At 60.6% G+C, this 12,409-nt stretch carries 14 protein-coding genes; 2 read left to right on the top strand and 12 right to left on the bottom strand.

Annotated features, from left to right (window positions below; all coding sequences use genetic code 11):
* Nucleotides 1-127: 127 nt before the first annotated feature.
* The 10 genes from tpiA to BW967_RS13550 all read right to left on the bottom strand — a co-directional run bounded on the left by tpiA (nucleotide 128) and on the right by BW967_RS13550 (nucleotide 8,333).
* Complete coding sequence (gene tpiA / locus BW967_RS13595) at nucleotides 128-871, bottom strand: triose-phosphate isomerase (RefSeq protein ID WP_076485636.1); 744 nt, start codon at nucleotides 869-871, stop codon at nucleotides 128-130.
* Nucleotides 872-961: 90 nt separating this feature from the next.
* On the bottom strand, nucleotides 962-1,321 hold the full coding sequence (locus tag BW967_RS13590; RefSeq protein ID WP_076485635.1) for a HesB/IscA family protein: 360 nt from the start codon (nucleotides 1,319-1,321) through the stop codon (nucleotides 962-964).
* A gap of 84 nt (nucleotides 1,322-1,405) precedes the next feature.
* Nucleotides 1,406-2,479, bottom strand: coding sequence for an alkene reductase (locus BW967_RS13585; RefSeq protein ID WP_076485634.1), 1,074 nt, complete (start codon nucleotides 2,477-2,479; stop codon nucleotides 1,406-1,408).
* A 72-nt stretch (nucleotides 2,480-2,551) separates the two neighbouring features.
* Nucleotides 2,552-2,917 carry an SUF system Fe-S cluster assembly protein gene (locus BW967_RS13580; protein ID WP_076485633.1) on the bottom strand — a complete coding sequence of 122 codons (366 nt, stop codon included), beginning with the start codon at nucleotides 2,915-2,917 and terminating at the stop codon, nucleotides 2,552-2,554.
* A gap of 214 nt (nucleotides 2,918-3,131) precedes the next feature.
* Nucleotides 3,132-4,286 carry a ribonuclease D gene (rnd, locus tag BW967_RS13575; protein WP_076485632.1) on the bottom strand — a complete coding sequence of 385 codons (1,155 nt, stop codon included), beginning with the start codon at nucleotides 4,284-4,286 and terminating at the stop codon, nucleotides 3,132-3,134.
* Nucleotides 4,287-4,397: 111 nt separating this feature from the next.
* On the bottom strand, nucleotides 4,398-4,988 hold the full coding sequence (purN, locus tag BW967_RS13570; RefSeq protein WP_076485631.1) for a phosphoribosylglycinamide formyltransferase: 591 nt from the start codon (nucleotides 4,986-4,988) through the stop codon (nucleotides 4,398-4,400).
* Nucleotides 4,985-6,031, bottom strand: coding sequence for a phosphoribosylformylglycinamidine cyclo-ligase (gene purM, locus BW967_RS13565; RefSeq protein ID WP_076485630.1), 1,047 nt, complete (start codon nucleotides 6,029-6,031; stop codon nucleotides 4,985-4,987). Before purM ends, purN begins: the two co-directional genes overlap by 4 nt.
* Before the next feature lie 102 nt (nucleotides 6,032-6,133).
* Entirely contained in the window at nucleotides 6,134-7,066 is a 933-nt protein-coding gene (locus BW967_RS13560) for an HNH endonuclease (protein WP_083952249.1), read from the bottom strand.
* A 151-nt stretch (nucleotides 7,067-7,217) separates the two neighbouring features.
* Nucleotides 7,218-7,679: a hypothetical protein gene (locus tag BW967_RS13555; protein WP_139327840.1), complete on the bottom strand. Its 462-nt coding sequence runs from the start codon at nucleotides 7,677-7,679 to the stop codon at nucleotides 7,218-7,220.
* Nucleotides 7,680-7,838: 159 nt separating this feature from the next.
* Nucleotides 7,839-8,333: a hypothetical protein gene (locus BW967_RS13550; RefSeq protein WP_083952247.1), complete on the bottom strand. Its 495-nt coding sequence runs from the start codon at nucleotides 8,331-8,333 to the stop codon at nucleotides 7,839-7,841.
* A gap of 137 nt (nucleotides 8,334-8,470) precedes the next feature.
* On the opposite strand from BW967_RS13550, the gene BW967_RS13545 reads away from it, so the two are divergent.
* Nucleotides 8,471-8,899, top strand: coding sequence for a SufE family protein (locus tag BW967_RS13545; RefSeq protein WP_076485628.1), 429 nt, complete (start codon nucleotides 8,471-8,473; stop codon nucleotides 8,897-8,899).
* An 86-nt stretch (nucleotides 8,900-8,985) separates the two neighbouring features.
* Nucleotides 8,986-9,756 carry a gamma-glutamyl-gamma-aminobutyrate hydrolase family protein gene (locus BW967_RS13540; RefSeq protein ID WP_076485627.1) on the top strand — a complete coding sequence of 257 codons (771 nt, stop codon included), beginning with the start codon at nucleotides 8,986-8,988 and terminating at the stop codon, nucleotides 9,754-9,756.
* 4 nt (nucleotides 9,757-9,760) lie between these two features.
* Here BW967_RS13540 and BW967_RS13535 read toward each other — a convergent pair whose 3' ends face one another.
* Both BW967_RS13535 and glmS read right to left on the bottom strand, forming a co-directional pair.
* The gene (locus tag BW967_RS13535) at nucleotides 9,761-10,594 is read right to left on the bottom strand and encodes a DNA alkylation repair protein (RefSeq protein WP_373455182.1); all 834 of its coding nucleotides are present in this window, start codon (nucleotides 10,592-10,594) and stop codon (nucleotides 9,761-9,763) included.
* On the bottom strand, nucleotides 10,594-12,408 hold the full coding sequence (gene glmS, locus BW967_RS13530) for a glutamine--fructose-6-phosphate transaminase (isomerizing) (RefSeq protein ID WP_076485626.1): 1,815 nt from the start codon (nucleotides 12,406-12,408) through the stop codon (nucleotides 10,594-10,596). The genes BW967_RS13535 and glmS overlap by 1 nt, the downstream gene beginning before the upstream one ends.
* Nucleotide 12,409: the final 1 nt, after the last annotated feature.

The following is a 12,409-nucleotide window of genomic DNA, read 5'->3' as shown; positions in this document are numbered from 1 at the left end:
ATCCTGCGGGATATTTGCCCCAAGTTGAAAAGGCTTGGTAGGAAAAAGGGCACCTCTCTGAGCGCCCTTTGGCTTCGACTTTGTCGAAATATCTCGGGGGTTTGGGGGCGGAGCCCCTATTTTTCCCCTAGGCCGCGTCAAGTGCTGCGATGATCGCGCCGAAATCGGCGGCTTTCAGGCTCGCACCGCCGACCAAAGCGCCATCCACATTCGAGGTGGCAAAGATTTCGGTCGCGTTCGAGGGTTTGACCGAGCCGCCGTAAAGCAGACGGATGCCCTCGGCGGCTTCACCAAAACGAGCCACCAGTTCGGCACGCATGAAATCATGCACTTCGGCAATTTGCTCAAGCGTTGGCGTGCGCCCGGTGCCAATCGCCCAAACGGGCTCATAGGCGATCACGGTGTTTTCGTCATTTGCTCCTTCGGGCACCGAGGTATGGAGCTGCTTGCCCACCACCTCAAGCGTGTCGCCTGCATCGCGTTGCGCTTCGGTCTCGCCCACGCAAATCACCGCCACAAGACCCGCCGCTTTCGCCGCTTCGGCCTTGGCGCAGACCATTGCGCTGCTTTCATCATGGTCCGCACGGCGCTCCGAATGGCCCAAAATCACGTAAGTGGCGCCGCAATCTTTGAGCATTTCCGCCGCCACATCACCGGTATGCGCGCCCGATTGCTTCATATGGCAATCTTGCCCGCCGACCGCGATTTTACCGCCAGCGGTTTGCGCCATCGCTTCCACCAAGGTGGCAGGCGGGCAGAGCAGAACTTCGGATTTCGGATCGGGATGGGCCGCAATCAGCGCCGTGACCTCGCCAAGGCTCGCCTTGGTGCCATTCATCTTCCAATTGCCTGCGGCCAGTTTCTTGCGCATGCGCCCCTCCGTTAATCAATTCCGGGGCAGATTAGGCCGCTCACGGGCGCGCGCAAGCCGTAAAACGCGCGACCCGGGCTTGCGTTGGGCTCAGCCCTCGGCCGTGTCGCGGAATTTGACGGATTCGCCGCAGCCGCAGCTATCGACCACATTGGGGTTACGGAACTTAAAACCCGCCTCCAGCAGGCTTTCTTCATAGTCGATCTCGGTGCCGAGCAAGAACATTTGCGCCAGCGGCGCAATCAGCACCCGCGCCGCGCCTTCTTCAACCACAATATCCATCGGGTCGGCTTCAGCCGCGACCTCCATCGTGTATTCCATCCCCGCGCAGCCGCCCTTTTTTACACCAATGCGAAAGCCTGCCGCGCCCTCGCGCGCCATCAGGGCGGCGATTTGGGTGACGGCAGCAGGGGTGAGGGTAACGGGGGCTTGGCCGGGAATGGCGAACATGGGGCGGCTCCTTAGAGCGAAAGCTGTTTTTACAAATATAGGTTTTGCGGGGCGCGCTCGCAAGGCGCCCCGCGTGGTTTGGCTTTAGCGAAGCGTTGGGTAGTCGGTATAGCCCTCGGCCCCGCCGCCGTAGAAGAGCTCTACCTTCGGCGGGGTCAGCGGCGCGTCGCGCTGCAGCCGTGCAGGCAGATCGGGGTTGGAGATGAAGGCCTTGCCAAAGGCTACCGCGGTCGCCGCACCGCTGCGCACCGCATCCAGCGCCATATCCCGGCTGTAGCCATTGTTGGCGATATAGGGGGCCGCCACCATTGCGCGCAGCTTTTCCAATTCGCCTGCGGGCCAATCACGCGCGCCGCCGGTTTGGCCCTCGACCATATGCACGAAAGCAAGCGGGCGGGCGTTAAGTTGCCCAATCGCATGGCCGAAAAGCTCCAACGTATGGCTGTCGAGCCCCACGTTATTGGCGTTGGAATAGGGCGAAAGCCGCACGCCAACGCGCCCCGGCCCCCAAACGCCCGTCAGCGCATCCACCGCGCCCAGCAAAAAGCGGCAGCGGTTGGCGATCGAACCGCCCCAATCATCGGTGCGGGTGTTGGAGCTATCGCGCAGGAATTGGTCGATCAGATAGCCATTGGCGGCATGCAACTCGACCCCGTCAAAGCCCGCTTGCTTGGCCAATTGACCGGCATGGGCGTAATCAAGGAAGGTGCGCTCAATGTCTTCCGCGCTCATTTCGCGGGGCAGGGCGGTTTCCACAAAGCCTGTGCCGTCAAAGGTTTTGGCCGCGGCGGAAAGCGCCGAGGGGGCCACGGGCGTTGCGCCGTCAATAATGCTTGGGTGCGAGACGCGGCCCACATGCCACAGCTGTATGACGATTTTGCCGCCCGCCGCATGCACCGCCGATGTGACCTTGGCCCAGCCCTCGGCCTGTTCTTCGGTGTGAATGCCCGGCGTCCAAGCATAGCCTTGCGCCACGGGCGAAATTTGCGCGCCCTCGGTCACAATCAACCCCGCCGTCGCGCGCTGGCGGTAATACTCCACCATCAAATCGGTGGGCACACGGTTCGGCGCGCGGTTGCGGGTGAGCGGCGCCATCACAAGGCGGTTGGCAATGGAAATTTCGCCCAATTGCCCGGGCGAAAACAGCGTGTCGGTCATGAAACCCTCGTCAGACAGCGGTATCTTTGGACCCTAGGGTAGGCGCGCGGGCCGCTGCGACAAGGGCAAAGCTTACATGAAGCCGAGTTCCAGCCGGGCTTCTTCGGACATCATATCCATGCCCCAAGCCGGATCGAAGGTCATGTCAATCTCGCAGCGCTGCACGCCATCAAGCGCCTCGACCGCATCCACCACCCATTGCGGCATCTCGCCCGCCACCGGGCAGCCCGGTGCGGTCAGCGTCATGATGATCTTCACCACGCCATCATCGCCGATCTTGATCGTATAGATCAGGCCAAGATCATAGATATTGACCGGAATTTCCGGGTCATAAACGGTGCGGCAGGCATCAACCACCGCATCGTAAAGCGGATGGTCAAGATCGGAAGGGGCAATCAGCGGCGTTCCCTCGGGAAGCGGTTGCGCATCGGTGGTCATGGGTCATCCCTGCAAAATCCAAGCATTTATATAAGGTATCTAGGCGCAAGGTAAAGCCCGCGAACCGTCGCGCCGGTGCGGAATGCGAATGCCGTGCCAAGTGCGCGTGAAAAAGCGCAGACCTGCCGCGCAAAAACGCGGTTTTGCCTGCAAGATATGCGGGGTTTGTGCGAGCTGGCGCGGCCGGGCGGATCGCCCGCGCCACTTAGGGCGCTCAGACTTGGACGACCCGAACCGCGCCGCCCGCAGCGGTCAGCGCAATTTCGCCCGCCGCCAAGCGCAGCGCGTCGATGCCGAAAACTTCTTTGCGCCAGCCCGAAAGCGCGGCCACATCGCGCTTGCCCGCGGCGATCCGGTCCAGGTCCGAAGCGGTGGCAATCAGCTTCGCCGCCACGCCCGCCTGTTCCGATTTCGCCTTCAAAAGCACGCGCAGCAAATCGGCCAAAGCGGTATTGACCTGCAGTTGCGCCTCTTCGCTGTCGGTGCGGGGGAAGTCTTCGGGCTTCACCTCAAGACCCGCTTTCACAGCGGTGATGATCCCTTCGGCAATCTCGCCGCGCCGGGCTTCACGCAGCAAAAGCCGTGATTTGCCAAGCTCTTCCATCGAGGTGGGCTTGGTCGAGGCCAGTTCAAGGAGCGCATCATCTTTGAAAATGCGCGAGCGCGGAATGTTCTTGGCCTGCGCAAAGCCTTCGCGGAATTTAGCCAATTCGCGCACCACGGCCATGAAACGCCCCGAATTGGTGCGCGTTTTCACCCGCATCCAAGCCTCTTCCGGGCGGTTGATATAGGTTTCGGGGTTCAGAAGGATCGCTTCTTCTTCCTCAACCCAGCTTTCGCGGCCCGATTTCGACAGTTCCTTGGACAGGAATTCGTAGATCACCCGCAAATGGGTCACATCGGCGATCGCGTAATTCTTTTGCGCCTCGGTCAGCGGGCGGCGCGACCAATCTGTGAAACGCGAGGTTTTATCGAGCGATTGCTTGGCGATCTTTTTCACCAGCGTCTCATAGCCCACCTGCTCGCCAAAGCCGCACACCATCGCCGCGACTTGGGTGTCAAACAGCGGATGCGGGAAGACTTTGGCTTCAGTGAAGAAAATCTCTAGGTCTTGGCGCGCCGCATGGAAGACCTTCACCGTCGCCTCATGGCGGAAGAGGTCGTAAAGCGGCTCAAGCGAAAGCCCGTCCGAGAGCGGGTCGACCAGCACCGCGTCGCCCTCTTTGCCGGGCAGCGCCATTTGCACAAGGCACAGCTTCGACCAATATGTGCGCTCGCGCAAAAACTCTGTATCGAGCGTTACATAGGGCGCGTCTTTCGCACGGGCGCAAAACTCGGCCAAGGCTTCGGTGGTGGTGATCGTGTGCATTCGCGCCCTCTCTTTCGCGGGGTCATCCCGCCTGAATGCAATTCCCTTAAGCGCTGCGCGGCCTAAAGGAAAGTGCGGATTCGCTGTGTTTGGGGCGGTTTTGGCCCGCGCTTAGGCCAAAAACAGCGGTTCGCGATTGCCCGCGAGGAAGCGGCGCAGCACGGCGGGGTAAAGCGCGTGCTCTTGACCAAGCACCCGCGCGGCCAATGTTTCGGCATTGTCGCCCGCCTGCACCGGCACCCGCGCTTGGCCCAAAATCGGCCCATCATCCAAAACCGGCGTCACCTCATGCACGGTGCAGCCTGCTTCCGCATCGCCTGCGTCGAGCGCGCGTTGATGCGTGTGCAGCCCCGGATATTTCGGCAAAAGCGAGGGGTGGATGTTGAGCATCCGCCCCTCAAATTCTTTGACGAAATCGGGCGTCAGCACCCGCATAAAGCCTGCGAGACAAACCACATCGGGCTTGGCGGCCAAGATCGGCTTCAAAAGTTCCGCCTCAAAGGCCGCGCGGTCTTTGCCAAAGGGGCGATGGTCGATCACCGCTGTCGGCACGCCTTTGCGCGCGGCTTTCTCGATGCCGCCCGCGCTCGGGTCATTTGAGGCGACCAGAACCGGTTTGGCATAGGCAAGGGTCTTCATGTCCTCGACAAGGCGCAGCATGTTCGAGCCGCCCCCCGAGATGAGGATGGCAACGCGTTTCACAGCAATTTGCCTTCGTAAGCCACACCCGCGCCTGCGGTGATGGTGCCAAGCTTGGTGACGGTTTCACCCTCGGCTTCCAAAAGCGCTTTGAGCGTGTCGGCTTGGTCTGCCGCCACAACGCAAATCATGCCAATGCCGCAGTTGAAGGTTTTGAGAAGCTCCGCCTCTTCCATATTCGCGGTTTCGGCCAACCAGCGGAACACGCCCGGCAATTGCCATGCGCCAAGGTCGATGGTCGCGCCCATGCCCTCCGGCAAAACGCGGGGCAGGTTCTCGGTCAGCCCGCCACCAGTGATATGGGCCAGCGCATGAACGCCGCCCGCCCGCACCGCCGCCAGCGCTTGTTTGACGTAAAGCCGGGTGGGGGCAAGGAGCGCTTCGCCAAGCGAGCCATCGCCAAAGGGAGAGGCCGCGTCCCAGCCAAGGCCCGACAGTTCCACCACTTTGCGCACGAAGCTATAGCCGTTCGAATGCACGCCATTGGAAGCCAGACCCAACAGCACATCGCCTTCCTGCACGCCCGCGGGCAGATCGGCCCCGCGTTCCATTGCGCCCACGGCAAAGCCGGCAAGGTCAAAATCATCCTTGGCATACATGCCCGGCATTTCCGCCGTTTCGCCGCCAATCAGCGCACAGCCCGATTGCGCGCAGCCCTCGGCAATACCTTCGATGATGCGGGCGGCCTGATCGACCTCCAGTTTGCCGGTGGCGAAGTAATCCAAAAAGAACAGCGGCTCGGCGCCTTGGCAGACAAGGTCGTTCACGCACATCGCCACAAGGTCGATGCCGATCGTATCGACATTGCCGGTATCAATCGCGATGCGCAGCTTGGTGCCCACGCCATCGGTGGCGGCGACCAAGATCGGGTCTTGGTAGCCCGCGCCTTTGAGGTCGAACAAAGCGCCAAAGCCGCCAAGGCCCGACATGGTGCCGGGGCGGGTGGTGCGTTTGGCGGCGGGCTTGATGCGTTCGACAAGGGCATTGCCCGCGTCGATATCGACCCCCGCTTGCGAATAGGTCAGGCCGGGTTTGCGCTCGCTCATGGCTGTCTCCTCGGGGTGCGTCGCGGGGGGATTCGTCGCGCGAAGCCCTAGCGCAAAGCCGCCAATCCCGCAACGGCTTGCCGCATTTCCGAAAGACGGATGCTAAGCTTCGTCAGCTGAGGCGGACAAGCGGGCTTCAAGCACGGCATCAATGATGGAGACATAGCGCTCCGCTAGGTCGCGCACTTCCTGATGTCCAAGCGCAATAATCTTGGAAATCTCCGCATCGGTGCCAAGTGGGACATATCCGTGCTTGGCCATATGCGCTTCAATAGCGGCGATGCGTGCGGGGTCCTCAGCAATAAAGTCGCGAAAGTCTTGATCTGCCTTTTCTGAGTTGCAGCGGTGGCAGGCTGGCACCAGATTGCCCAGGCGGTGCTCGCCAAGCGTTAGCTTATTGATGGCGATTGCATGATCTATGACCAAATTCTCAGTGCTTCCGCAGTAAGCACAGCAGTCCCCAAATTCTGTAATAACATCATGCCATTGCGCGGCATTGAAGGTCTCTTGGCCTAATCGACTTAAGATGTTGCGCACAAATAGGTTTTGCGCGTTGCCGATGGCATGACCTTTATACCGCCCCTTGGGCGCGCGTTCTGGCGCCTGCTCTGTCGTGATCGCATCCGTTTCTAAGGGAAATTCTACAAAGGGAATGCGATGTGCGGCCAAGTAGGCCCGCAGTCTTGGTAGGCTTTGGCTTGTCGGAGGATTGAACCATTGGCTGGTCACCCTGACCGCAAAACCGTGGACGGTGTATATGCGTTTCCAATAACGCACGTGATCGTCGGGACTGATCTTACTGACAGGCGTACAAAAGGGATAATTGATGTCGAAATTAACCTTTGAATAAGTGACGTTCTGCAGACGGGCAAACTCGCCAAGGTCATGAGCCTCGCAATATGCGAAAATAGCTGGAATATTGTTTTGAACGATTTGGCCGATCTTCACCGCAACAGCCTCCTTCTTTGCGGGAATATACCACTTTATAAGCTGGTTTGCGATCTTCACCGAAAAATAGTCTCGGAGATGGATCATTTTGGGTCTGAGTGTTTACGGAAAAGATAAAAAACAAAACGCCCCACCCGATCAGATCGGATGGGGCTATACTCGCTACGAACAAACGACCATGTCGCTGCGCGCATCAGGGCGACCTGTTTGGTCGACCTGATGCGCTGCAAGTCATGGGTTAGCTCCAGCCGCTAGTGTCGGTGGGAGGGGTGTATTCGTTGCTGGGCGGGGTGTAATCGCTGGGCGGGGTGTAGTCTTCAGTTTCCGGCCCGTTCTTACCCGTGCCCATCGATTTTGCCCGCGCTTGGGCGGCGGCTCCGGCAGAACCCGTGACGGATTGGTCACCGCCCTCGCCAAAAATCATGGAGCCCGGACCGCAGCCTGCAAAAAAGGCTGTCGCAGCAAAAAGGGCGGTCAGTTTGACGGTTGTGCGAACCGGCGCCGTGAACAGAGTTTTCACGCGTATCTCCTCATAAAAAGCGGGCATAAACCTAAGTGATATGCCTGCATGGCCAATGGATTGGCTGATTTCGCGCGTGCCCAGAAAAAGTGTCAAGTTTACGAGGCCGAGAAAGTGACGGCATTCCCCAACGGGGGGATGCGTCGCACCGCCTCCAAGAGCGGCGATCGCCTCTTTCAAGCGCCTTCGCTTCTCAATAGGCGTCGAATTGCTTAAAATTTGATCAGGTGGTTTGATGTATTTATCGGCTTGGCGCGTGGCTCAACCGCGCGCCGATTCTGGCGCTTTCGCGACCATTGCACGCGAAAGTCTGTCAGCTTGAATGCTGTTTGAAGGGCCTCAGCGGCTGACTGCGCGCTGGTTGCCAGCGCCAATCACCACGACCTTTTTCACCTGCGCAAGCTTCACATTGTTGATGAAGGCGGCGGCGGTGATCTCGCGCGATTCGGGGGTGCTGATGCGTTGGCCTGCGGGGCTGCCCGGGTTCGGCCAAGCGGCAACGAAGCGATAGGTCATCACCCCATCGACCGGGCTACCATCGTTTTCCGCCAGCAAATCGGCGCCCCACCAGCCCTGCGTCGGCGGCATACCGGTGGCGGCGACAATCGCGCCGCCTTGGGTGCGCTTGATCTCCAGCTTGGTCACCGTGGCAACCAGTTCGCGTGGGTCATTGGCGATCTCCGGATAGCCTTCCTTCGGCGCGAGCGTGGTCACCTCTTCCTGCGAGAACCAGTTCCACGGGTTCATCTTGCTGTCTTTCCAGCCACAGCCCGAAAGCGCCACAGAACTGGCCAACAGCAGAGCCACGGGGGCGAAACGGCGGATCTCGGTCATGGTCACTCCGGTCGGGCAGAAATGGTCCCTGTCTGGGTAGCTTATTGCGCAGGCTTTGAAAAGCGGCACATGGCGCACTGGACGCAAGCAACGTCGCAGGCTACCCATGTTGCAGCGCAGCAATACCGGAGAGAGCCATGGCCAGCCCCGCCTTCGAAGAGATCGCCGAAACTTTCGACTTCCTCGATGATTGGGAAGACCGCTACCGCCATGTGATTGAAATGGGCAAAGCGCTGCCGCCGCTGGATGAGGCGCTCAAAGTGCCCGCCACCAAGGTCGAAGGCTGCGCGAGCCAAGTGTGGTTGATGCCGCGCATCGAAGGCACTGGGCCGCAGGCGGTGTTTGATTTTGAAGGCGCTTCGGATGCGATGATCGTGCAAGGGCTGATCGCGCTCTTGCACACGCTTTATTCGGGCCTGACGGTGACGGAGGTGGGCGCGGTCGACGCCAAGGCGGAAATGGGGCGGCTTGGGCTTGATGCGCATCTAAGCGCGCAACGCTCGAACGGGCTGGCGGCGATGGTCGAGCGTATTCGCAAACTCGCTGCCGAAGCCGCCGCGGCCTGACCCTGCGCGCATGCACAAAAGCTGCGCATGCCGAAAGGCTTGCGCATTGGCGCTGAGCCATTAGCTTGAGTGCAAAGGAGCACGTTATGGCAAGCGCAGCACATCGCCCGGTCGTCGGGATCATTGGCAACAGAGGTCTTCTGAACGACCATTACCCGATCCATGAAGGCGGGCAGATGAACTCTTGCGCGGTGGCGCGTGTGTCGGATTGCATTCCGCTTTTGATCCCCGCCGATCCTGAAATGGTTGCGGTCGAGGAATTGATGGAGGTCTGCGACGGCTTTCTGTTCACCGGCGGGCGCCCGAACATCCACCCCGAGGAATATGGGGAAGAGCCGACCGAGAAACACGGCGCCTTTGACCGCGCCCGCGATGCGATCACGTTGCCTTTGGTGCGCGCCTGTGTGGAGCGTGGCCAGCCGTTTTTTGGCATTTGTCGTGGCTTTCAAGAGGTGAATGTGGCGATGGGGGGCACGCTGCACCCTGAAATTCGCGAGTTGCCGGGCCGGATGAACCACCGCATGCCGCCCGAAGGCACGCTGGAGGAATCTTTTGCGTTGCGCCACAAGGTGCATTTGGAGCCTGGCGGGCGGTTCGCGCAATTGTTCGGCGCAGATGAGGTTCTGACCAACACGCTGCACGGGCAGGGGATTTGCCAACCGGGGCCCCGCATCGTGATTGAAGGCCGCGCCGAAGATGGCACGCCCGAGGCGATTTATGTGAAAGATGCGCCCGGCTTCACGATGGCTGTGCAATGGCACCCCGAATGGAATGCCGCGCAAGACCCGGTTTCGCGCCCTCTGTTTGAGGCTTTTGGCAATGCCGTCCGGGATTGGGCGGCGGCGAAACGCAGCTAAGCCCTTACTTCAGGTGTTTCGCGGCTTCTTTGCGCGCAAAGGGCTTGAGCATCTCGCCATGCTGGGCAAGCCAATTGCGCACGGCAGTCGCATCATGCTTTGAAAGCTCGCGCAGCCACCAGCCAATTGCCTTTTGGATGAACCATTCGCGCTCCGGCGCGAGGGTTTCACACCAGCCCAGAACGCGGGTTCTCGCTGCTTGTTCTTCTTCGCTCGGATTGTTCGATTTTGTAAAGGGCAGCGTGATAACCAGCGCCGCGCGCCGGGTCCACATGTTCGAATTCTGCAACCACGCTTCGACCTGATCGAGCCGTTCGGGCGCTCCAATCAGCCGCCGCCCGCCCGCATTACAGGCGTGATCGGCGACCGCCCAGCCGTTGAAACCGGGCGCCCATCCGGCGATGGTTTCCCAGACCGCGTCATCGGGGCGAATGCGCGCTTGGGTGAGCAGTTTCGCCGCCGCAACCATTGCCTCATGCACGTCAGAGCGCCACAACCCCTCGGCCAGCGCGACGCGTTCCTCAAGCGTGCATTGTGCGCGCCACAGCCGCGCCATGTCTTCAATCAGTGGTACGGTAATGCCCAAATAGCGCCGCTCGACCTTGTGATAGGCCGCCGCGCTTTCGGCACGCTCCGCATCGCCGCAGCTTTCAAGCGCGGCAATTGCTTCGTCTACGCTGGGCGGCGGGCCAAGGTCTTCCTCTTCGGCCTCCGCATATTGCGTATATTCTGCGTCGGAGGCTGCATAGGCGGCGGCTTCGGCGGCCAGTTGCGCCTCTTCTTCGGTCATCGGGCGGTCTTCAGCCACAATCACCCGGCTGCGGCGCTTGCGGGCCATTATTCCACCGTCACCGATTTGGCGAGGTTGCGCGGCTGATCGACATCCGTGCCCTTCGCGATGGCGGTGTAATAGGCCAAGAGTTGCGCGGGCAGGGCGTAAAGCAGCGGCGCAAAAGGCTCGGCCACTTCGGGCATGCGCAGATGCGCCCAAGTGCCCTCAGCGGCGCTTGCCACGCCTTTGCCATCGGTCACCAACAGCACTTTGCCGTGGCGCGCCATCACCTCTTGCATGTTCGACACGGTCTTGTCGAAAAGCTTGTCATGCGGGGCCATCACAATCACTGGCACGGTCCGGTCAATCAGCGCGATCGGCCCGTGCTTCAGCTCGCCCGACGCATAACCCTCTGCATGGATGTAGCTGATTTCCTTGAGCTTCAGCGCGCCCTCCAAGGCGAGCGGATACATCGGACCGCGCCCCAAGAACAAAATATCCTGCGCTTCGGCAAGTTGCTCGGCAAGCTTGGCAATGTCATCCGCCGTGGTCAGCGCGGCATTCATCAGCCCCGGCATCGCGCGCAGAGTATCGAGATGCCCGTCGAACTGCACCTTGGTCAAATGCCCCCGGTCGCGCCCGGCTTTGAGCGCCATCACAGCGAGTGCCAGCAATTGGCAGGTGAAGGCTTTGGTAGAGGCTACGCCCACCTCAACCCCCGCCAAAATCGGCAGCGCCAGATCGGCCTCGCGCGCGATGGACGAGCTTGGCACGTTCACCACCGCAACGGTTTTGGCGACCTTGCCCGCACAATAGCGCAAAGCCGCCAGCGTATCGGCGGTTTCCCCCGATTGGCTGACAAACAGTGCATAGCTTTGAATGGGCATCGGCGGTTCGCGGTAGCGGAACTCGGAAGCCACATCAATTTCGCACGGAATACCGGCGAGCGTTTCAAACCAATACTTGGCCACAGAGCAGGCATAGAAAGCCGTGCCGCAGGCCACGAGCGTCAACCGCTCAATGCTGGAAAAGTCCAACTCTGGCGGCAAATTCACCCCGTCGAGGGTCAGATAATGTCGCAAAGCGTCACCCAAAACCACGGGCTGCTCTGCGATTTCTTTCGCCATGAAGTGCTTGTAACCCGCTTTTTCCACCTGCGTGGCGCTGCGGTCGACCTTGGTTTCGCCCCGATGCACCACCACGCCCGCTTGGTCGAAAATCTCAACGCCCGCGCGGGTGACAAAGGCGTAATCGCCCTCTTCCAGATAGGTGATCCGGTCGGTGAAGGGCGAGAGCGCAATCGCATCCGAGCCCACAAACATCTCGCCCTCGCCATGGCCAATCGCCAGCGGCGAGCCTTTGCGGGCGGCGATCATCAGATTGTCTTCGCCCTCAAAGATCCACAAAAGCGCAAAGGCCCCCTCAAGCTTATGCAGCGTCGCAATGGCGGCCGCATGGGGGCCCATACCGCGCTCCATATGCATCCGGGTGAGCAGGGCCACAGTTTCCGTATCAGTCTGCGTTTCGGGGGTGATGCCTGCTTCGGCCAGTTCTTCGCGCAAGTCGCGGAAGTTTTCGATGATCCCGTTATGCACCACCGCCACCGGGCCAGAGCGATGCGGATGCGCATTGCCCGTGGTCGCGGCGCCATGCGTGGCCCAACGGGTGTGGCCAATACCCAGACGCCCGGCCAGCGGCTCATGCACCAGCAAATCTGACAGATGCACCAGCTTGCCGACAGCCCGACGCCGATCCAGCACGCCCTTGCTCACCGTGGCAATCCCGGCGCTGTCATAGCCGCGATATTCGAGCCGTTTGAGCGCCTCAACCAGCAGGGGGGCAACCTCGTGGTGGCCCAAAATGCCAATGATCCCACACATC

Origin of the sequence: Rhodobacter aestuarii (assembly GCF_900156655.1) — a bacterium.
GTDB lineage: Bacteria > Pseudomonadota > Alphaproteobacteria > Rhodobacterales > Rhodobacteraceae > Rhodobacter > Rhodobacter aestuarii.
This window is presented reverse-complemented; position numbering and strand designations above follow the sequence as displayed.